Origin of the sequence: Streptomyces sp. NPDC056296 (assembly GCF_042268605.1) — a bacterium.
GTDB lineage: Bacteria > Actinomycetota > Actinomycetes > Streptomycetales > Streptomycetaceae > Streptomyces.
The window spans coordinates 1-21,110 of sequence record NZ_JBHJRX010000004.1; the positions used below are offsets into that span (position 1 = coordinate 1).

At 73.2% G+C, this 21,110-nt stretch carries 18 protein-coding genes; 13 read left to right on the forward strand and 5 right to left on the reverse strand.

Annotated elements, in window-relative coordinates; translation table 11 throughout:
• The first annotated feature begins 405 nt into the window (after nucleotides 1-405).
• The 10 genes from ACFCZF_RS04135 to ACFCZF_RS04180 all read left to right on the forward strand — a co-directional run bounded on the left by ACFCZF_RS04135 (nucleotide 406) and on the right by ACFCZF_RS04180 (nucleotide 14,394).
• Nucleotides 406-1,815 (forward strand): phytoene desaturase family protein, encoded by a 1,410-nt coding sequence (locus ACFCZF_RS04135; protein WP_376670317.1) that lies wholly within the window; start codon nucleotides 406-408, stop codon nucleotides 1,813-1,815.
• A 57-nt stretch (nucleotides 1,816-1,872) separates the two neighbouring features.
• On the forward strand, nucleotides 1,873-2,382 hold the full coding sequence (locus tag ACFCZF_RS04140; protein ID WP_376670318.1) for an O-acetyl-ADP-ribose deacetylase: 510 nt from the start codon (nucleotides 1,873-1,875) through the stop codon (nucleotides 2,380-2,382).
• 111 nt (nucleotides 2,383-2,493) lie between these two features.
• On the forward strand, nucleotides 2,494-4,095 hold the full coding sequence (locus tag ACFCZF_RS04145; protein ID WP_376670319.1) for an ABC transporter substrate-binding protein: 1,602 nt from the start codon (nucleotides 2,494-2,496) through the stop codon (nucleotides 4,093-4,095).
• A 32-nt stretch (nucleotides 4,096-4,127) separates the two neighbouring features.
• Entirely contained in the window at nucleotides 4,128-5,096 is a 969-nt protein-coding gene (locus ACFCZF_RS04150; protein WP_375920990.1) for an ABC transporter permease, read from the forward strand.
• A 5-nt stretch (nucleotides 5,097-5,101) separates the two neighbouring features.
• On the forward strand, nucleotides 5,102-5,995 hold the full coding sequence (locus ACFCZF_RS04155) for an ABC transporter permease (protein WP_376670320.1): 894 nt from the start codon (nucleotides 5,102-5,104) through the stop codon (nucleotides 5,993-5,995).
• Nucleotides 5,992-6,978, forward strand: coding sequence for an ABC transporter ATP-binding protein (locus ACFCZF_RS04160; RefSeq protein WP_376670321.1), 987 nt, complete (start codon nucleotides 5,992-5,994; stop codon nucleotides 6,976-6,978). Before ACFCZF_RS04155 ends, ACFCZF_RS04160 begins: the two co-directional genes overlap by 4 nt.
• The gene (locus ACFCZF_RS04165; protein ID WP_376670322.1) at nucleotides 6,971-7,630 is read left to right on the forward strand and encodes an ABC transporter ATP-binding protein; all 660 of its coding nucleotides are present in this window, start codon (nucleotides 6,971-6,973) and stop codon (nucleotides 7,628-7,630) included. The genes ACFCZF_RS04160 and ACFCZF_RS04165 overlap by 8 nt, the downstream gene beginning before the upstream one ends.
• Before the next feature lie 150 nt (nucleotides 7,631-7,780).
• Nucleotides 7,781-9,376 carry an alkaline phosphatase D family protein gene (locus ACFCZF_RS04170; protein WP_376670323.1) on the forward strand — a complete coding sequence of 532 codons (1,596 nt, stop codon included), beginning with the start codon at nucleotides 7,781-7,783 and terminating at the stop codon, nucleotides 9,374-9,376.
• Nucleotides 9,377-9,557: 181 nt separating this feature from the next.
• Complete coding sequence (locus ACFCZF_RS04175) at nucleotides 9,558-13,475, forward strand: glycoside hydrolase family 2 TIM barrel-domain containing protein (protein ID WP_376670324.1); 3,918 nt, start codon at nucleotides 9,558-9,560, stop codon at nucleotides 13,473-13,475.
• A 40-nt stretch (nucleotides 13,476-13,515) separates the two neighbouring features.
• The gene (locus tag ACFCZF_RS04180) at nucleotides 13,516-14,394 is read left to right on the forward strand and encodes a DUF72 domain-containing protein (RefSeq protein WP_376670325.1); all 879 of its coding nucleotides are present in this window, start codon (nucleotides 13,516-13,518) and stop codon (nucleotides 14,392-14,394) included.
• Here the strand turns inward: ACFCZF_RS04180 and ACFCZF_RS04185 are convergent.
• Entirely contained in the window at nucleotides 14,375-14,737 is a 363-nt protein-coding gene (locus ACFCZF_RS04185) for an ArsR/SmtB family transcription factor (protein ID WP_376670326.1), read from the reverse strand. The genes ACFCZF_RS04180 and ACFCZF_RS04185 overlap by 20 nt on opposite strands.
• A gap of 57 nt (nucleotides 14,738-14,794) precedes the next feature.
• On the opposite strand from ACFCZF_RS04185, the gene ACFCZF_RS04190 reads away from it, so the two are divergent.
• The 3 genes from ACFCZF_RS04190 to ACFCZF_RS04200 all read left to right on the forward strand — a co-directional run bounded on the left by ACFCZF_RS04190 (nucleotide 14,795) and on the right by ACFCZF_RS04200 (nucleotide 18,825).
• Nucleotides 14,795-16,705: a heavy metal translocating P-type ATPase gene (locus ACFCZF_RS04190; RefSeq protein ID WP_376670327.1), complete on the forward strand. Its 1,911-nt coding sequence runs from the start codon at nucleotides 14,795-14,797 to the stop codon at nucleotides 16,703-16,705.
• Between the two features lie 133 nt (nucleotides 16,706-16,838).
• A complete protein-coding gene (locus ACFCZF_RS04195) occupies nucleotides 16,839-18,323 on the forward strand; it encodes an AlkA N-terminal domain-containing protein (RefSeq protein WP_376670328.1) in 1,485 nt (494 codons plus the stop codon).
• 19 nt (nucleotides 18,324-18,342) lie between these two features.
• Entirely contained in the window at nucleotides 18,343-18,825 is a 483-nt protein-coding gene (locus tag ACFCZF_RS04200) for a methylated-DNA--[protein]-cysteine S-methyltransferase (RefSeq protein WP_376670441.1), read from the forward strand.
• Here ACFCZF_RS04200 and ACFCZF_RS04205 read toward each other — a convergent pair.
• Genes ACFCZF_RS04205 through ACFCZF_RS04220 form a run of 4 tightly spaced genes read right to left on the reverse strand, consistent with a single transcriptional unit; the run spans nucleotide 18,822 to nucleotide 20,957 of the window.
• A complete protein-coding gene (locus ACFCZF_RS04205; protein ID WP_376670329.1) occupies nucleotides 18,822-19,313 on the reverse strand; it encodes an SAM-dependent methyltransferase in 492 nt (163 codons plus the stop codon). The genes ACFCZF_RS04200 and ACFCZF_RS04205 overlap by 4 nt on opposite strands.
• Before the next feature lie 16 nt (nucleotides 19,314-19,329).
• Nucleotides 19,330-19,668, reverse strand: coding sequence for a glyoxalase superfamily protein (locus tag ACFCZF_RS04210; RefSeq protein ID WP_376670442.1), 339 nt, complete (start codon nucleotides 19,666-19,668; stop codon nucleotides 19,330-19,332).
• A 4-nt stretch (nucleotides 19,669-19,672) separates the two neighbouring features.
• The gene (locus ACFCZF_RS04215) at nucleotides 19,673-20,422 is read right to left on the reverse strand and encodes an NAD-dependent deacetylase (protein ID WP_376670330.1); all 750 of its coding nucleotides are present in this window, start codon (nucleotides 20,420-20,422) and stop codon (nucleotides 19,673-19,675) included.
• Between the two features lie 40 nt (nucleotides 20,423-20,462).
• Nucleotides 20,463-20,957 (reverse strand): NUDIX domain-containing protein, encoded by a 495-nt coding sequence (locus tag ACFCZF_RS04220; RefSeq protein WP_376670331.1) that lies wholly within the window; start codon nucleotides 20,955-20,957, stop codon nucleotides 20,463-20,465.
• Nucleotides 20,958-21,110 lie beyond the last annotated feature (153 nt).

A 21,110-nucleotide genomic window follows, 5' to 3' on the forward strand; every position in this document is an offset into this window, starting at 1 on the left:
GGCCCGCCTCAGTCCCTCGGGGGCCCGCCCCAGGGCCTCGGGCCCGCCTCAGTCCCTCGGGGGCCCGCCCCAGGGCCTCGGGCCCGCCTCAGCCGCTCCCGCCCGCCTCAGCCGCTTCGGCCCGCTCCGGTCGCTCCCGTCCGCTCCGGTCCGCCTCAGCCGTTCCCGATCGCTCCCGTCTGCCCCAGCTGCTCCTGTCCGCTCCCGTCTGCCCCAGCCGCTCCGGCCCGCTCCCGTCCGCCCCAGCCGCTCGTGTCACTCCCGACCGCCCCAGCCGCTCCTGGCCCCTCCCGCCCGCCCCAGCCGTTCCCGTCCGCCCCACCCGCGACCGCGGGCTGTCGGCGCCCGGGCCTATCCTGATCCCCAGTGGCCATCGGCTGATGAAGGGGTCCGAAGGTGCCGTCGATGCTCGATGCGGTCGTAGTGGGTGCGGGGCCGAACGGACTGACCGCTGCCGTGGAGCTGGCCCGCCGCGGCTTCTCGGTCGCCGTGTTCGAGGCGCAGAGCACCGTGGGCGGCGGGGCCCGCACGGAGGAGCTGACCCTGCCGGGCTTCCGGCACGACCCGTGCTCCGCCGCGCATCCGCTGGGCATCAACTCGCCCGCGTTCCGCGCCCTCCCCCTGGAGCGGTACGGGCTTCAGTGGCTGCACGCCGGGCTGCCCATGGCGCATCCGTTCCCGGACGGCTCGGCCGCCGTGCTGTCCCGGTCGGTCGGTGAGACGGCCGCCTCCTTCGGAGCGCGCGACGCGGGCGCGTACCGCAGGCTGGTCGAGCCCTTCCTCCCCAGGTGGGACACGCTCGCCCGCGACTTCATGTCCCTTCCACTCACCGCGCTGCCGCGCGACCCGGTCACCCTCGCCCGGTTCGGCCTGGCCGGCCTGCCCCCGTCGACGTGGCTGATGCGCCGCTTCCGCGACGACAAGGCCAAGACCCTCTTCGCCGGGCTCGTCGCGCACGTCATGGCCCCGCTCGGCGGCTTCGCCACCGGCGCCATAGGCCTGGTCTTCGCCCTCGCCGCGCACGCCCGCGGCTGGCCCGTGGCCCGCGGCGGCTCGCAGGCCATCTCCGACGCCCTCGCCGCCTACCTCAAGGATCTCGGCGGCACCGTCCACACCGACTACGAGGTCAAGCGCCTCGACGACCTGCCGCCCGCGCGCGCCTACGTCTTCGACACCTCGCCCACGGCCCTGGCCCGCATCGCCGGCCTCGGCAACCACTACGCCGACTACCGGTACGGCCCCGGCGTCTTCAAGATCGACTACGCGCTGGACGGCCCCGTCCCGTGGACCGCCCCGGAGCCCCGCAACGCGGGCACCGTGCAGATCGGCGCCGACAGCGCGGAGATCGGCGCGGCACTGAACGCGGCCTCCCGCGAGGGCCGGGCGTCCGACGCACCGTTCCTCATCACCGTGCAGCCGAGCGTCGCCGACCCCACCCGCGCCCCGGAGGGCAAGCACGTCTTCTGGGCGTACGGACACGTCCCCAACGGCTGGACCGGCGACCTCACCGACGCCATCGAGCGTCAACTGGAGCGCTTCGCCCCGGGCTTCCGCGACCGCGTGCTCGCCCGCGCCACCGCCGGCCCGCCCGAACTCGCCGCCCGCAACGCCAACTACGTCGGCGGCGACATCGCCTCCGGCGCGGTCTCCGGCCTCCAGATCATGCTGCGCCCCAAGCTGTCCCTCTTCCCGTACGCCACCCCGCACCCGGCCGTCTTCATCTGCTCGTCGGCGACCCCGCCCGGCCCCGGAGTGCACGGCATGTCGGGGCACAACGCCGCCAAGGCCGTCTGGCGCAGGCTGCGGCAGACATGACCGGCGTGACCGGGTGGCAGGCGTGACGACGAAACCGCACCGATCGGGGGAACAGCCATGACCACCATCACGCTCGTCCAGGGCGACATCACCCGCGAGAGCGCCGACGCGATCGTCAACGCGGCCAACTCCTCCCTGCTCGGCGGAGGCGGCGTCGACGGCGCCATCCACCGGCGCGGCGGCCCCGAGATCCTCGCGGAGTGCCGCAAGCTGCGCGCGGGGCACTACGGCAAGGGCCTGCCCACGGGCCGGGCCGTCGCCACCACCGCCGGTGACCTGGACGCGCGCTGGGTGATCCACACGGTCGGCCCGGTGCACAGCGAGACCGAGGACCGTTCCGAACTCCTCGCCTCCTGCTACCGCGAGTCCCTGCGCGTCGCCGACGAACTGGGCGCCCGCACGGTCGCCTTCCCGGCCATCTCCACCGGCGTCTACCGCTGGCCGATGGACGACGCGGCCCGCATCGCCGTCGAGACGGTGCGCGCCGCCGAGACATCCGTGGCGGAGGCCCGGTTCGTCCTGTTCGACGACCGGGCGTACGAGGCGTTCGCCGCGCGGATCGGCTGACGGACCCGAGCACCGCCCGTCCCACGCCCCGGACACATCCCCACCTGGCTTGACGCGTCAATTGCAACTGATGTGCAATAACCCCGCACCAACAACAAGCGTGGGGGAGACATGACAACCCGTCGGATCCGTCCGATACGAAGCGCCGCCGCCGTGGCGGCGTTCGCCGCCGGCGTCACCGCCTGCTCCGCACCCGGGGACGGAACGGGCGACGGCGACGCCAAGGCCGCCGAGTCCGTCGTGATCGGCGTGGCCTCCGAGCCGGACACGCTGAGCCCGCTGCTCGGCTACGGCAAGGACGGAAACTCCAAGATCTTCGACGGGCTGCTCGCCCGCGACACCGACCTGAAGCTGAAGCCCGCCCTGGCGACCGCGCTGCCGAAAGTCGGCGACGGCGGCCGGACGTACACGTACACCCTGCGCGACGGCGTGAAGTTCAGCGACGGCGAACCGCTGACGGCCCAGGACGTGGTCTACACGTACCGCACCGTCCTCGACGCGAAGACCAACAACACCGCCCGCAGCGAGCTGGACGCCGTCAAGGAGGTCCGCGCGAAGGGCGACGACACCGTCGTCTTCTCCCTCAAGTACCCGTACGCGGCCTTCGCGGCCCGCACGGTGCTGCCCATCGTCCCCGAGCACATCGCGGGCGAGCAGGACCCCAACACCGGCGCGTTCAACACCGAGCCCGTCGGCACCGGCCCGTACGTGCTCGCCGACTGGAGCAAGGGCGAGAAGATCACCTTCAAGGCCAACCCGCACTACTGGGGCGGCAAGCCCGCGGTGAAGTCGTTCACCATGGCGATCATCGCCGACGACAACGTCCGCGCCACCCGCCTGCGCTCCGGCGACCTCGACGGCGCCGTCCTGCCGCCCAACCTCGCCGCCACCTTCAAGAAGGACGACGGCAGGCGCACGTACCAGGCCAGTTCCTACGACTTCCGGGCCGTCACCCTGCCCACCACGGGCGAGGTCACCGGCGACCGGGCCGTCCGGCAGGCGCTGGACGCCGCCGTGGACCGCCAGGCCATGGTCGACAAGATCCTCGACGGCGCGGGCCGGCCGGCGTACGGGCCGCTGCCCGCCGACGACCCCTGGTACGCGCGCGGCATCGAGCGCCCGCACGACCTCGACAAGGCCAAGCGCATTTTGGACGAGGCGGGCTGGAAGGCCGGCTCCGGCGGCGTCCGTGCCAAGGACGGGCAGCGCGCCTCGTTCACCCTGTACTACCCCTCGGGCGACAAGGTCCGCCAGGACCACGCGCTCGCCTACGCCTCCGACGCCAAGAAGGCCGGCATCGAGGTGAAGGTGGAGGGCGCCACCTGGGAGGTCATCGAGCCGCGGATGAAGCAGGACGCGGTCCTGGCGGGCTTCGGCAGCGTCGGCGACCCGGACTTCGGCCTCTACACCCTGCTGCACTCCTCCCTCGCCAACGACGGCTTCAACAACATGGCCGGCTACGACGTCAAGGCGGTCGACGAGGCACTCGACGCCGGGCGCCGCACCCAGGACCCGAAGAAGCGCGAGGCCGCCTACGACGAGATCCAGCGGGCCCTCGTCGAGAACCCCGGCTACACCTTCCTCACCCACATCGACCACCTCTACGTCCTCGCCGACCGCTGGGACGGGCTGACCACCCAGCTGGAGCCGCACGAACACGGCTTCGCCAGCGGACCCTGGTGGAACATCGAGGACTGGCAGCCGAAGAAATGACCCGATCTCCCGGGCGGCTGCCCTGGGGAGCGATGGCACGCCTGGCGGGACGGCGGGCGCTGTTCGCCGTCCCCGTCGTCCTCGTCGTCACCTTCGGCGTGTTCGCCATCGCCGCCGCTTCCCCGTTCGACCCCGTCAAGGCCTACGCCGGCACCGCCGCGCTCGGCGCCGACCAGGAGACCCTGGACCGGCTGCGGGACAACCTCGGCGTGGACCAGTCCTTCGTCGTCCGCTGGTGGGACTGGCTGACCTCCGCGCTCACCGGCGACCTCGGCCACTCCGGGGTGATGCGCCAGCCCGTGGCGCAGGTCATCGGCGAACGCCTCGTGTGGTCCGCGCTGCTGTGCGCCGTAGCCTTCGCCGTGGCCGTCCTGGTCGGCACGCTCCTCGGTGTGCTGGCCGCCCGCCGCCCCGGATCCATGCTCGACCGGGCCGTCACCTCGCTCGCGTACACCCTGGAGGCGGCGCCGGTCTTCTGGATCGCGCTGCTCGCCGTGTGGCTGTTCGCCCTCCAGTGGGACGTCCTGCCGGCCGGCGGCCTGACGGACACCGCCAGCGAACAGGTCACCTTCGGACAGGTCGCGAGCCACGTCGTGCTGCCCGCGGGCGTGCTCGCCGTCTCCCAGCTGCCCTGGTTCACCCTCTACGTGCGCCAGGGCGTCGGTGACGCCCTCGCCGAGGACCCGGTGCGCGGCGCGCGGGCCCGCGGCATCGGGGAGGGCACCGTCCTGTTCGGACACGCCCTGCGCTCGGGGCTGCTGCCGGTGCTCACGCTGATCGGCTCCCGTGTCCCCGAACTCATCACCGGCGCCCTGCTGGTGGAGAGCGTCTTCAGCTGGCCGGGCATCGCCGCGGCCACCGTCGAGGCGGCCACCGCCGTCGACTTCCCGCTGCTGGCCGCCCTGACCACCCTCGCCACCGCCGCCGTACTCGCCGGCAACCTGCTCGCCGACCTGCTCTACGGACTGTTCGACCCGAGGGTGAAACTCAGTGAAATGTGAGTCCCATGGCTGAGATCACAGCCGAGAAGGCGGAACGGCCCACCGTGTGGCGGTCCCACGGCACGGACCGCCGCTCCACCCGCACCCTGCGCCTGCGCACCTCCGCGGTGCTGCTGACCGTGACCGTGCTCGCCGTGCTGCTCGTGCCGCCGCTGGTCCAGCTCGACCAGCAGGCCGTCGACCTGGCCGCCAAGCTGCAACCGCCCAGCTGGGAGCACCCGTTCGGCACCGACGACGTCGGCCGGGACCTGCTGCTGCGCTGCGTCTACGGCCTGCGCGTCTCCCTGCTCGTCGGGGTGGCGGCGGCGCTGACGGCCACCGTGGTCGGCACCGCCGTGGGCGCCACCGCCGGAGCGCTGGGCGGCTGGGTCGACCGGGCCGTCATGCGGGTCGTCGACACGTTCTCCTCCGTGCCCCACCTGCTGATGGGCATCTTCATCGTCGCGATGTTCCGGCCCGGCGTCTGGCCGGTGGTGATCTCCGTGGCGCTCACCCACTGGCTGTCCACCGCGCGCATCGTCCGCGCCGAGGTGCTGTCGCTGCGCTCGCGCCCCTACATCGACGCGGCCGTCTCCGGCGGCGCGTCCCGGTGGCGGGTGGCCGTACGGCATCTGCTGCCGGGCGTGCTGCCGCAGGCCGCGCTGGCCGCCGTACTGATGGTGCCGCACGCCATGTGGCACGAGTCGGCGCTGTCCTTCCTCGGGCTGGGGCTGCCCACCCACACCGCGAGCCTCGGCAACCTGATCCAGGAAGCGCGGGGATCGCTGCTCGCCGGGCAGTGGTGGCCGACCCTCTTCCCCGGCCTGTTCCTCATCGTCCCCACCCTCGCCGTCGCCGGTCTCGCGGGTGCCTGGCGGGAGCGGATCAACCCCCGCCGCCGATCGGAGCTGATGCTGTGACCGAGCGAGCCCCCGTGCTGTCGGTACGCGGTCTGTCGGTGCGCTTCCTGATGCCGGGCGGGCGCCGCGTCGCCGCCGTCACCGACGCCCACTTCGACGTGGCGGCCGGCGAGTGCCTGGCCCTGATCGGTGAGAGCGGCTGCGGCAAGTCCGTCCTCGCCTCCGCTCTGCTCGGGCTGCTGCCCGGCAACGCGCGGACCGCGGGCAGCGCGCTGCTCGGCGAACTGGACCTGCTCGCCGCCGACGAGCGGACCTTCACCCGCACCGTGCGCGGCAGGCTGATCGGCCTCGTCCCGCAGAGTCCGGCCGCGCACCTCACCCCGGTCCGCACCGTCCGCTCCCAGCTGGAGGAGACGGTCGCGGCACACACCTCGGTCCGCGGCCGTGCGGCCCTGCGCGAGGCCGCGGAAGCCGCCGCCGAGCGCGCCGCGTTCCCGGTGGACCACCTCGACCACCACCCGCACGAACTCTCCGGCGGTCTCGCCCAGCGCGCCGCCACCGCCCTCGCCCTGGTCGGCGACGCCCCGCTGCTGCTCGCCGACGAACCGACCACCGGACTCGACCGGGACCTGGTGGACCGCACCGTCGACGAGCTACGACGACATGTCGACAACAGAACGGGCAGCGAGAGCCGCGCCCTGCTGATGATCACCCACGACCTGGCGGCCGCCGAGCGCATCGCCGACCGGATCGCCGTCATGTACGCGGGCCGCATCGTCGAACTCGCCGACGCCCGTGAGTTCTTCGACACCCCGGGCCCCCGCCACCCCTACAGCCGCGGCCTGCTGGACGCCCTGCCCGACCGCGCCTTCACCCCCATCCCCGGCCTGCCGCCCGAGCTCGGCGCCCTCCCCGGCGGCTGCGCCTTCGCCGCCCGCTGCGAACGGGCCACCGACGCCTGCGCCACGCCGCCGCCGCTGGCCGGCACGGTCGCCTGCCACCACCCGCACGCAGCGCTCACGGAGGCCGCCGACCGTGCTTGAACTGAGCGACATCACCGCCGGATACGACCGGAACGCGCCCGTGATCCGGAACATATCCCTGTCGATCAAGCCCGGCGAGGGCGTCGGGCTGCTCGGCCCGAGCGGCTGCGGCAAGTCCACCCTCGCGCGCGTCGCGGCCCTGCTGCACCACCCCGACGCCGGCACCCTGGTGGTCGACGGCACACCCGTACGGCGCTGGCGGCACCGCGCCCCGCGCGAGCAGCGCACCGCCTTCGGCGTCGTCTTCCAGCAGGCTCGGCTCTCCGCGGACCCCCGGCTGGCGCTCACCGACCTGATCGCCGAACCGCTGCGCGCCACCGGCCGGCGCGAGGGCATCGCCGACCGGGTCGCCGAACTGGCCGCCACCGTGGGGCTGACCACCGACCTGCTGAGCAGGCGCCCGCACGAGGTCAGTGACGGGCAGTTGCAGCGCGCCTGTCTGGCCCGCGCCCTCGTGCTGCGCCCGCGCTGGCTGGTGTGCGACGAGATGACGGCGATGCTCGACGCCTCGACCACCGCCGCCCTGGTCCGCGTGGTGGAGGAGTACCGGGCCGCCACCGGCGCGGGGTTGCTGGCCGTCGGCCACGACCGCGTCCTGCTCGACCACTGGTGCGACCGCACCGTCGAATGGGCCACTCTGACGCACCCCTGACCGCGCCCCTGACCGCGCCCTCGCCCCCGGCCCCGCCGAGCCCCTTCGCCGACATGTATCGGTCAAGCGCGGTCCACGAGCGCAGCAGGCGGGGTTCACCCCGTGCCGTTTGCCTGGTTGTCGTCCGACCATCCGTCCTCTGGAGGTTCGATGACCCCGCCGCGCACCAGCTCTCCGAACTCCCTCAAGAGAAGGGGGTTCCTCGGTATCGCGGGCGCCGCCGGCGCCGGTGCGGTGCTGCTCGGCACCGGTGCCGCACCCGTCGCGTCCGCCGCACCGGGCCGCGTCCCCGGCGACCCCTTCCGGCTCGGTGTCGCATCCGGCGACCCCCTCCCCGACGGCGTCGTCCTGTGGACCCGCCTGGCGCCGAGGCCGCTCGACGACGACGGCGGCATGCCCCGGCGTCCCGTCGCCGTGCGGTGGGAGATCGCCCTCGACGAGCGGTTCCGGAAGGTCGTCAAGCGCGGCGTGGAGCACGCCGTGCCCGCCGAGGCGCACACCGTCCACGCCGACGTACGCGGCCTGCGGCCCCACCACGAGTACTACTACCGCTTCCGCGCCGGCGACGAGATCTCCCCGGTCGGCCGCACCCGCACCGCCCCGGCCCCCGGCACCGCCCCCACCGTCGACTTCGCGTTCGCCTCCTGCGCGAACTGGGAGCAGGGCCACTTCACGGCGTACCGGCACATGGCGGCCGACCGGCCGGACGTCGTCTTCCACCTCGGCGACTACCTCTACGAGTACGCCGCCGGCGTCAACGGCGACGTGCGCACGCACCACGGCGACGAGATGAACACCCTCGCCGAGTACCGCGCACGGCACGCCCAGTACAAGACCGACCCGGACCTGCGGCTGCTGCACGCCACGGCGCCGTTCGTCGTCACCTGGGACGACCACGAGACCGACAACAACTACGCCGACCTGAGTCCCGAGAACAACGACGCCGGCCAGGGCAACGACACCACCGCCCGCTTCGCCGCCCGCCGCCGGGCCGCCTACCAGGCCTACTGGGAGCACATGCCGCTGCGCCGCTTCCGCAAGCCGGTGGACACGGCCCTGCCGCTGTACCGACGCCTGGAGTTCGGCGCCACCGCGACCTTCAGCGTCCTGGACACCCGCCAGTACCGCACCAACCAGCCGTACGGCGACAAGTGGCAGGTCTCCGGCCCGGAGCAGTGGGACCCGAAGGCCACCATCCTCGGCGACGAGCAGCACGCCTGGCTGGAGCGCAGCCTCTCCCGCTCGCGCTCCACCTGGAACGTGCTCCCGCAGCAGATCTACTTCGCCAACTGGGACGCCGTCGCCGGCCCGGACGACGGCGGCTACAACGACGGCTGGGACGGCTACCGCGTCTCCCGCGACCGGGTGCTCGGCTACGTCGAACAGCGCCGCGTCGACAACTTCGTGGTCCTCACCGGCGACGTTCACAACAACTGGACCAACGACCTGCGCCGCGACTTCGAGCGCCCCGGGACGCGACTGCTGGGCAGCGAGTTCGTCACCACGTCGATCACCTCGGGCGGCGACGGCTCGGCCACCCACGACCCCGGCCAGGTGTACTGGGACGAGAACCCGCACACCAAGTATTACAGCAGCCGCCGAGGCTACGTCCGCTGCTCGGCGTCCAGGGACCGGTACACCGCCGACTACCGCGTGGTCGACTACGTCACCCGGCCCGGCGCCCCGGTCCGCACCGACAAGTCGTTCGTGATCGAGGCGGGCGTGCCGGGCGTCCAGGACGCCTGAGGGGTGTCCATCAGGAACCAACAAAGTCCCATGGGGTAATTGATTCGGTTGTGTTCGGGTCCTAGGGTGTGGCTGACTCAGTAGTCGCTGCGTCACCGGCAGTTGCGATCCACCCCCACATCAACTGCTCTCACAGCACCGTGCGTTGAGCCGCCCCCGAAGCCCACGGAAGGCCACGGTCATGCCGCACTCGCCCGTGTCACCCGCCGAATCCCCGGCCCGCCCGTCCCACCCCGTCGTCAGCCGCCGCCGCCTCCTGGAGGGGAGTGCCGCCGTTCTCGGCGCGCTCGCCCTGTCCGCGTCGCCCGTCGCGGCGCACGCGGCGGGCCGGCGGGCGGCGGCCGACGAGCCCCCGGAGTGGAACGACTTCGGCGTCTTCCGGCTCGGCACCGAGCCGCCGCACACCACGCTCATGCCGTACGCGGACGTGCGAGCGGCCCTCACCGGCGACCGCACCCGCTCGCCCTACCGGATCGGCCTCGACGGCACCTGGAAGTTCGCCTACGCCGACCGCCCCGAGGACCGGGACGCCGACTTCCACCGCACCGACACCGACGACGGCGACTGGGAGACCATCCCGGTGCCGTCCGTGTGGCAGCTGCACGGCCACGACCACCCGATCTATCTGAACATCACCTACCCGTACTGGGGCCCCAACGGCCGCGGCGAGGACCCGCAGCCGCCCACCGCGCCGACCCGCTACAACCCGGTCGGCCAGTACCGGCGCACCTTCACCGTCCCGCGCGACTGGACGGGCCGCCGCACCTTCCTGCACTTCGAGGGCGTCAAGTCCGCGCACTACGTGTGGATCAACGGCGAACTGGTCGGTTACGACGAGGACTCCTTCACCCCGTCCGAGTACGACATCACCGACCACCTGAAGCCCGGCACCAACCAGATCGCCGTGGAGGTGTACCGCTACTCCGACGGGGACTGGCTGGAGGACCAGGACATGATCAGGCTGAGCGGCATCTTCCGCTCGGTCTACCTGTACTCCACCCCGTCCGTGCACCTGCGCGACTTCAAGCTGGACACCCCGCTGAACGACACGTACACGGACGCCGAGCTGGCCGTCACCGCGAGCGTGCGGGCGTACGGCGACGGCGGCGGCGACGCGGGCAAGTACACCGTCGAGACCCAGCTGTACGACGCGCGCGGCCACGCCGTCTGGTCCCGCCCGCTGGAGCAGTCCGCCGACCTCGGCACGGTCGGCGCCGGCCAGGACGTCACCGTACGGGCCGCCAAGGCCGTACCGAAGCCCAGGCTGTGGTCGGCCGAGCACCCGGACCTCTACACGGCCGTACTGCGGCTGCGGGATCCGGCGGGCAAGGTCGTCGAGACCCTGTCCCACCGGGTCGGCTTCCGGGAGTTCGCGCTCACCGACGGGCTGATGCGCATCAACGGCAAGCCCGTCTCCTTCCGCGGCACCAACCGCCACGAGATGCACCCGGACCGCGGCACGGCCCTCACCCGCGACGACCTGGTCGAGGACATCCGGATCATCAAGCGGATGAACATGAACAGCGTCCGCACCTCGCACTACCCGAACAACCCGCTGTGGTACGAACTCGCCGACGAGTACGGCCTCTACCTCGTCGACGAGACCAACCTGGAGACCCACGGCATCCGCGACGAGTACCCCGGCGACCACCCCGACTGGACCGAGGCCTGCGTGGTCCGCGCCCAGAACATGGTCCACCGCGACAAGAACCACGCCTCGGTCGTCATCTGGTCGCTCGGCAACGAGGCGGGCGGCGGCAGCACCTTCACCGCCATGCACGACTGGATCCGCTCCTACGATGCCACCCGCGTCATCCAGTACGAGGGCGACGACCGCCCGGGCATCAGCGACATCCGCTCCGAGATGTACGACACCCCGCAGCGCGTCGAGCAGCGCGCGAAGGACACCTCGGACACCCGGCCGTACGTGATGATCGAGTACTCCCACGCGATGGGGAACTCCAACGGCAACTTCAAGAAGTACTGGGACATCATCCGCTCGTACGACGTGCTCCAGGGCGGCTGGATCTGGGACTTCGTCGACCAGTCGCTGACCTGGCCGGTCCCGCGGCGCACCCTGCTGACCGAGGCGGGACCCGCCGGCCTGACCGGTGAGATCCTCGCCGCCTCCGGCACCTTCGAGCGCGGCAAGGGCCTGTCCGGCGGCACGGTCTTCGCCCGCGACGAGGGCCTCGACCTCACCGGTTCGCTGACCCTGGAGGCCTGGGTCACCCCGCACTTCACCGGCTACCACCAGCCGATCATCGCCAAGGGCGACACCCAGTACGCCCTGAAGCAGAACAACCGCACCCTGGAGTTCTTCATCCACTCCGGCGGTCAGTGGATCACCGCCACCTGGACGGTGCCGGAGGACTGGACCGGCCGCGAGCACCACATCGCGGGCGTCTTCGACGCGGAGGCCGGCACCCTCACCCTGTACGTCGACGGCGAGCGGCGGGCGACCCGCACCACCGACCGGCGGCCCACCAACAACACGGCCCCCCTGGCCCTGGCCACCGACGCCGACAACCAGATCCGCGAGTTCAGCGGCACCATCCGCCGCGCCCGCGTCTACGCCCGCGCCCTCGGCGCCACCGAACTGGCCGGGGGCGACCGCGGCCCCGGCGGCGACGGCGTGCGGTTCTGGTTCGACGCGGAGACCGTGAAGGCGGAGAAGAAGCGGACGAAGGAGAAGACCTTCTTCGCGTACGGCGGCGACTGGGGCGACAACCCCAACGACGGCTGCTTCGTCGCCGACGGCATCGTCCTCGCCGACCGCGGCCACACCGGCAAGGCCGCCGAGATCAAGCGCGTCTACCAGGCCGTCGGCGTCGAGCAGCGGTCCGGCGGCGCCGGCGCGGTCACGCTCGTCAACGAGTACCTGTTCACCAACCTCCGCGAGTTCGACGGCCACTGGGAACTCGTCACCGACGGCAGGACCGTACGGCGCGGACGGCTCACCCGCGACCAACTGGACGTGGAGCCGCTGTCCCGCAAGGACATCACCGTGCCCGTACGGCTGCCGGGCGATCCGGCACCGGGCACGGAGTACTTCCTCCAGCTGTCCTTCACCACCAAGGAGGCCGCCCCCTGGGCGAAGGCGGGCTTCGAGGTCGCCCGGGCACAGCTCGCCCTCGACGCGGACGTCCGCGCGGTGGCCCCCGTGCCCCTGGACCGGGTGCCGTCCCTGCGCCACCGGGACGGCGACGACGAGGTCACCGTCGACGGCCGGGGCTTCTCGGTCACCGTCGACAAGCGCGCCGGCACCATCACCTCGTACGAGGCGAAGGGCAGGCGGCTGATCACCTCCGGGCCGGTGCCCAACTTCTGGCGCGCGCCCACCGACAACGACCACGGCAACGGCCAGCACACCCGCAACCAGACCTGGCGCGACGCGGGCGACCGGCGGAAGGTCACGGACGTCGCCGTGCGGGACCTGGGCGACCGGGCCGTCGAGATCAAGGTCAGCGGCACCCTGCCCACCACCGTGGAGTCGGCGTACACCACCACGTACACCGTGTTCGGCAACGGCGAGATCAAGGTCGACAACACCCTGCACCCGGGGGCCGCGAACCTGCCGTACATCCCCGAGGTCGGCACGATGCTGTTCCTGCCGCGCGGCCTGGACCGCCTGCACTACTACGGCCGCGGCCCCGAGGAGAACCACTGGGACCGCAACACCGGCACCGACGTCGGCCTGTACTCCGGGACCGTCGCCGAGCAGTGGACGCCGTACATCCGCCCGCAGGAGAACGGCAACAAGACCGACGTCCGGTGGATCGCCCTCACCGGCGGCGACGGGGTGGGCCTGCTCGCCTCGGGTGAGCCCCTGCTGGAGGCCAACGCCTCCCACTTCACGCCGGAGGACCTGTCTGCCGGGGTGCGGCACGACTACCAGCTCACGCCGAGGGACGCCGTCGTCCTCCGGCTGAGCCACCGGCAGATGGGTGTCGGCGGCGACAACAGCTGGGGCGCGCACACGCACGACGAGTTCAAGCTCTTCGCCGACCGGGACTACTCCTACACCTACCGGCTGCGCCCGCTGACGGACGTGAAGGAGGCGATGGCGGCCTCGCGCAGGCCCACGGCGACCGGGTGACCGAGGGATGAACGGGGAGTCCGGGGCAACCCGGGCTCCCATGGGTGACGTACTGGTCGGAGCGTGTTCCTGGACGGACCGCCAACTGCTCGGGAGCGGCTGGTATCCGCGCGGGCGACGGGACGCCGAGGGGCGGCTGCGGCACTACGCCTCGCGGCTGCCCGTCGTCGAAGTGGACGCCGGATACTACGCGTTGCCGAGCCGGCGCAACAGCGAGCTGTGGGTGGAGCGTACGCCGGAGGGCTTCCGGTTCGACGTCAAGGCCTTCTCCCTGCTGACCGGCCACCCCACGCGCGCGGAGGCCCTGCCCGCGGACCTGCGCGGAGCCGACCCGGGCCCGCTGAGGCGTGGGCAGGCGGGTGAGGGCCTGCTGGACGAGGTGTGGGGGCGCTTCGCCGAGGCGGTCGAGCCGCTGCGCAAGGCCGGGCGGCTCGGCACCGTGCTGTTCCAGTTCCCGCCATGGTTCGCGCCGGGTGACCCGGCCGAGGCGACGCTCGAAGCGTGCGCCCTGCGCACGAAGGGCCGGCCGCTCGCCGTCGAGTTCCGCCACCCGGGGTGGTGGGAGCCGGAACGGGCGGACGCCACGCACGCGTCGCTGTCCGCTCTCGGCGCGTCGGCCGTCGGCACCGACATGGCCCAGGGCATGCCCGCGTCGCTGCCGCCCATCGCCCCGGTGACCCGTCCCGGCCTCGCCGTCGTACGGTTCCACGGCCGCAGTACGGCCTGGGGGAGGGGCAGCAAGGAGGACCGCTTCCGGTACGACTACGACGTGGCCGAACTCGCCGCCTGGGTACCCCGGTTGCGGCGCGCCGCCCGGCAGACGGACGAGCTGCACGTGCTGTTCAACAACTGCTGCGCGGACGCCGCCGTACGTGCCGCCGAGACCATGCGGCGGCTGCTCACTCGGCCGTGTCGCTGATCCCCAGCCGCAGGTGCTCCACGTGGTACACGGCCTGGTCGAGCAGCCCGGCCACATGGTCGTCGTGCAGCGCGTACACCACCGACCGGCCACGTCGCTCACCCACCACCAGGCCCAGATTGCGCAGCAGCCGCAGCTGGTGGGAGCAGGCGGACTGCTCCATGCCGACCTCCGCCGCCAACTCGGTCGCGGGCAGCGGGCCTTCGCGCAGACGGGCCAGGATCAGCAGCCGGGAGGGGGTGGACAGGGCCTGGAGCGTGGTGGCGACCTTGGCGACGTTGTCCGCGTCCAGGCGCACGCGTGCGGTGGCGTCCTGCGCGGTGGTGGCGGCTCCGTGACCCATACGGTTCATCCTACTCACCACACATGAATGCATGAATGAGTCTTCATCTGTTCCTGTATGGTGTGCCGCGTGTCCACCACGCTTGCCCCCACCCCGGTCCCCGCGTCCGTCCGCCGGGCGCCCCGCAGCCGTACCCGCGTCCTCGCCCTGCCCGAGGCCCGCTGGGCGCTGGCGTCCCTCGTCGCGTTCCTGCTGGCGCTCCCCCTCGACCTCGGCTCCGCCCCCGCCTGGACGTACGGCCCGCTCTACGCGGTCGCCTACGCCGCCGGCGGCTGGGAGCCCGCGCTGGAGGGTCTGCGGGCGCTGCGCGAGAAGACCCTGGACGTCGACCTGCTGATGATCGTCGCCGCACTCGGCGCCGCGTCCATCGGGCAGGTCCTCGACGGCGCCCTGCTGATCGTCATCTTCGCCACCTCCGGCGCCCTGGAGGCCCTGGCCACCGCCCGCACCGCCGACTCCGTGCGCGGCCTGCTCGACCTCGCGCCCACCACCGCGACCCGTGTGACCGGGGACCGCGAGGAGACCGTCCCGACCGCCGACCTCGCCGTCGGTGACCTGCTCCTGGTCCGGCCGGGGGAGCGGATCGGCGCCGACGGCTCGGTCGTCGACGGCGCCGGCGAGGTCGACCAGGCCACCATCACCGGCGAGTCCGTCCCCGTCCTCAAGCGTCCCGGCGACGACGTCTTCGCCGGCACCCTCAACGGCACCGGCGCCCTGCGCGTCCGCGTCGACCGCGACCCGGCCGACTCGGTGATCGCCCGCATCGTCACCCTCGTCGAGGAGGCGTCCCGCACCAAGGCGCCGACGCAGCTGTTCATCGAGAAGATCGAGCAGCGCTACGCGGTCGGCATCGTCGCCGCCGCCCTCGCGGTATTCGGCATCCCGCTCGCCTTCGGCGCCGACCTCACGGACGCCCTGCTGCGCGCCATGACCTTCATGATCGTCGCCTCGCCCTGCGCGGTCGTCCTCGCGACGATGCCGCCCCTGTTGTCCGCCATCGCCAACGCCGGCCGGCACGGCGTCCTGGTGAAGTCGGCGGTCGCCATGGAACGCCTCGGCGAGATCGACGCCGCCGCCCTCGACAAGACCGGCACCCTCACCGAGGGCACCCCCGAGGTGACCGCCGTACGGCCGCTGCCCGGCTCCGGGCTCGACGAGGGCGCCCTCCTCGCACTCGCCGCCGCCGCGGAGCACCCCAGTGAGCACCCGCTGGCCCGCGCGATCGTGACCGCCGCCCGCGCACGCGGCCTGCGCATCGCGCCCGCCGAGGACTTCGCCGCGGCTCCGGGGCTCGGCGTCACCGCGGTCGTCGACGGCCACGAGGTGCACGTCGGCCGCGCCCAGCAGCCCGAGGGCGCCGAGACCACCGTCCAGGTCACCCGCGACGGCACCCCCGTCGGCACCCTCGCCCTCACCGACCGCCTCCGCGTCGACGCCGCCCCGGCCACCGCCGCGCTCACCGCCCTCACCGGCACCGCCGCCACCCTCCTCACCGGCGACAACGCGCCCGCCGCCGCCCGCGTCGCCGACGCGACCGGCCTCACCGACGTCCGCGCGGACCTGCTGCCCGAGGGCAAGGTCGAGGCCGTACGGGAACTGGAGCGGGCCGGCCGCAAGGTGCTCTTCGTCGGCGACGGCGTCAACGACGCCCCCGCCCTCGCCGCCGCCCACGCCGGCGTCGCCATGGGCCGCGCCGGCTCCGACCTGGCCCTGGAGACGGCCGACGCGATCGTGGTGCGCGACGAGCTGGCGACCGTACCCGCCGTCGTACGGCTGTCCCGGCGCGCGCGTCGACTGGTGCTGCAGAACCTGGTCATCGCCGGTACGTTCATCACGGTCCTCGTCCTGTGGGACCTGATCGGGCACCTCCCGCTGCCGCTCGGCGTCGCCGGACACGAGGGCTCGACCGTGCTGGTGGGCCTCAACGGCCTGCGGCTGCTGCGCGAGTCGGCATGGCGATCCGGGTGACCGGGGCGGCGAGGGCTACGAGGGCGACCCGAGCGGTCGGGCCGACCAGGGCGATCCGGCGGAGCCCAGGATGTGCGACGTCCATGTCGGATTTCCGCCAGCCCCGGCCCGGCCGGTGGACCATCCTGGACGCATGCAGACGGGAATGCACACCGACACGGAGCGCTGCGTGCGCGCCGTCCAGTCGAAGGACGCGCGCTTCGACGGCTGGTTCTTCACGGCCGTCCTGACGACCCGCATCTACTGCCGGCCCAGCTGCCCGGCGGTGCCGCCGAAGCCCGAGAACATGACCTTCCACCCGAGCGCGGCGGCCTGCCAGCAGGCCGGGTTCCGGGCGTGCAAACGCTGCCGCCCGGACACCAGCCCCGGCTCGCCGGAGTGGAACCAGCGCGCCGACCTCACGGCCCGCGCCATGCGGCTGATCGCCGACGGCGTCGTGGACCGCGAGGGTGTGCCCGGTCTCGCCGCCCGGCTCGGCTACAGCACCCGGCAGGTCGAACGCCAGCTCCTCGCCGAGCTGGGCGCCGGTCCGCTCGCCCTCGCCCGCGCGCAGCGCTCCCAGACCGCCCGGCTGCTCATCGAGACGACCCCGCTGCCGATGGCGGACGTCGCCTTCGCGGCCGGCTTCTCCTCCATCCGCACCTTCAACGACACGGTCCGCGAGGTCTACGCGCTCTCCCCGAGCGAGCTGCGCACCCGCGCCCCGAAGCGCAGCCTCGCCGGCACCACCCCCGGCGCCCTCTCCCTCCGCCTCCCGTTCCGCGCCCCGCTCAACCCCGACAACCTCTTCGGCCACCTCGCCGCCACCGCCGTACCCGGCGTGGAGGAGTGGCGGGACGGCGCGTACCGGCGCACCCTGCGCCTCCCGTACGGTCACGGCATCGTGACCCTCGCCCCCCGCCCCGACCACATCGCCTGCCGTCTCACCCTCAGCGACCTGCGCGACCTGACCGTCGCCATCAGCCGCTGCCGGCGCCTGCTCGACCTGGACGCCGACCCGGTGGCCATCGACGACCAGCTGCGCGCCGACGCGCTGCTCGCGCCGCTGGTCGACAAGGCACCCGGCAGGCGGGTCCCCCGCACGGTCGACGAGGCGGAGTTCGCCGTACGGGCCGTGCTCGGCCAGCAGGTCTCCACCGCCGCCGCCCGCACCCACGCCGCCCGCCTGGTCACGGCACACGGCGACGCGGTCGACGACCCAGAGGGGGGCCTCACCCACCTCTTCCCGTCGGCGGCGGCGCTGGCGGCGGTGGACCCCGGGACCCTGGCGATGCCCCGCACCCGCCGCACGACCTTCACCACCCTCGTGTCCCACCTGGCCGACGGCTCGCTCAACCTCGGGGTCGAGGGCGACTGGGCCGAGACCCGCACCCGGCTCCTCGACCTCCCCGGATTCGGCCCCTGGACCGCCGACGTCATCGCGATGCGGGCCCTCGGCGACCCCGACGCCTTCCTCCCCACCGACCTCGGCATCCGCCGGGCCGCCGGGGAGCTGGGACTGCCCTCGACACCGGCGGCGCTCACCGCCCGCGCGGCGGCCTGGCGGCCCTGGCGGGCGTACGCCGTCCAGTACCTGTGGGCCACCGACAGCCACCCGATCAACTTCCTGCCCGTGTGAGGAAAATTCCGTGGGAACCCTGAAACAGCACACCGTCGTCGACAGCCCGTACGGACTGCTCACCCTCGTCGCCGAGAACGGCGTCCTGTGCGGCCTCTACATGACCGACCAGCGACACCGCCCGGCGGAGGAGACCTTCGGAGCGGCCGACGACGGGCCGTTCGCCGAGGCGGAGGAGCAGCTGACGGCGTACTTCGCCGGCGACCTGAAGGACTTCACCCTCGACCTGTGCCGGAACGGAACCCCGTTCCAACGCACGGTCTGGGACCAGCTGCGCGAGATCCCGTACGGCGAGACCCGCACCTACGGCGAACTCGCCGACGCCCTCGGCAACCCGGCCGCCTCCCGCGCCGTCGGCCTCGCCAACGGTCGCAACCCGATCGGCATCATCGTGCCCTGCCACCGCGTCATCGGCGCGAGCGGCGGACTCACCGGCTACGGCGGCGGCCTGGAGCGCAAGCAGCGCCTGCTGGACTTCGAACGGGGCTCGGCGCTCTTCTAGTCACCGCGAACACCGCGAACACCGCGAACACTGCGAACATCGCGAACACCGTGAATCCCGGGGGAGAGGGGGATCTCCCGCAGGGGCCTGCCGCCGTCGACGAACAGCCGACCGCCCGGCGCCAGCGCCGCGGCCACGCGCTCCAGCGCGCGCCGTCCCGCCTCCGGGTGGCGGCCGTCGAGTGCGCCGACGCGTACCGCGAAGACCAGGTCGAAGGGCCCCTCACCGGGCTCCCGGACGAAGTCCTCCGCCGCGACGCACCGCACGCTCATACGACCCGAGGCGATCTCCCGGGCCGAGCCGGCCTCCGCCAGCGCGATCGCCCGCGCCGAACGGTCGACGGCGAGAACGTGCCCGGACACGAGCCGTGCCGCCACCGCCCGCGCGGCGGCCCCCGGCCCGCAGCCGATCTCCAGGACCCGCGCCCCGGGCGTCAGGGGCAGCGCGTCCACGATCTCCGCGAGCCGGGGTGAGAGTTCTCCTGCCACGGACCGGTCACCTCACTCACTCGGTGGGCCGAGGCGTGCCGACCCGGAGGCGGTTGCCGTCCGGGTCGCGCAGCTCGACCTCGCGCGCCCAGGGCGCCTCCTCGACCCGCGCACCGAACTCGGCGGCGACCGCGTCGACGTCGGCCACCCGCAGATACACCAGCGTGTCCGGCCGGGCGTCCCCGGTGTGCTCCGACAGGAACAGCCGCACCCGCCCGCGCGCGACCTCCACGAACGCCGGGAGGCCCGGCTCGAAGCGGTGCTCCCACTGCTCGGCGAAGCCCAGCCGCGCGTACCACCGCACGGCCGCGGCGGCGTCGGCCACGCGCAGGATCGGAATGACCTCCTCGTCCACGTGATCAGTCATCGTCCTGGCTCCCGTCGTGGTTCAGCCCCCGCAGCAGCTCTGGCAGGGCGGTGCCGATGGGCTCCCGGACGACCTCGTCGGCGAGCTCGTCGTACGGGGTCGGCTCGGCGTTGACGATGACCAGACGGGCGCCGTGGTCGGCGGCCACGCCGGCCAGCCCGGCCGCGGGCTGCACCTGGAGGCTGGTGCCGACGGCCACGAACACCTGACACGCCTTGCTGATGGCGGCCGCCTCGCCGAGCACCATGGGGTCGAGCCGCTCGCCGAACATCACGGTCGCCGACTTCAGGATGCCGCCGCACTCCAGGCACGGCGGGTCGTCCTCGCCGGCCACGACCCGGGCGAGCGCGTCCTCCATCGGCCCCCGGGCGTGACAGCCGGTGCACACGTAGCTCCGCGCGGTGCCGTGCAGTTCGAGGACCTTGCGGGCGGAGAGCCCGGCGAGCTGGTGCAGACCGTCGACGTTCTGCGTGATGACCCGGACCGGCACCCCGGACCGCTCCAGCTCCGCCACCGCGCGGTGCGCCGCGTTCGGCCGGGCCCGCAGCGCCTGGTTCCCGCGCCGCATCTGCCAGGAGCGGCGCCGGATCTCCGGATCGCCCATGTAGTACTCGTACGTGACGAGTTTCTCGGCCTCCGGATCGCGCCGCCACAGCCCGTTCGGCCCGCGGTAGTCGGGGATGCCGGAGTCCGTCGAGATGCCGGCGCCGCTCAGGATGGCGACGAGGGGCTTGCTGGTCATGCCGTCGAGGGTAGGACGCCGGTGTGCGCCCGGCGAACGGTTATCGGTCGACCCGGAGACCGTTCTCCAGCTCGGCCGTCCCCGAGCCGTCCGCCAGGACGTCCAGAGCCGCGAGGACCCGGCCGTGCAGGGCGTCGAGCAGGTGATCGCCCAGCTCCTCGCGCGGCACCAGCCGCCAGGACAGCAGCTCCTCCTCCTGCAACCGGATCGCCTTGAGGTCGTCCTCGGTCAGGATCCCGCCGTCGTACAGATACGCCACGATCGGCGGCCGGCCCGGACCGTGCGCCCAGTCCACCGCCAGCAGCCGGCCCAGCCGGACGTCCAGCCCGATCTCCTCCAGGGTCTCCCGCCGGGCGCCCTGCCGCGGGGTCTCCCCGTCCTCGGACTCGATCGTCCCGCCGGGCAGCGTCCACCCCTCGCGGTAGCCGGGTTCGACGAGCAGAACCCTTCCCTCGGCGTCCCGGAGGACCGCGGCGGCGCCGGCGAGGACGCGGGGGAGGCCGGCGATGTAGGTGGCGTAGTCAGGGGTGGTCATCCCGGAAGCGTAACGAGCCCGACCCCGCCCCGGCCGTTCCAGGGTGCGGGCAGGGCATGACGGCGTGGCCGTCCTCCGGTTATGGTCGCAGCGGCGCGACTGCCTTGACGTGCGCAAGGCTCGAAGAGCAAGGGGAGAGCAAGGTGGCTGACG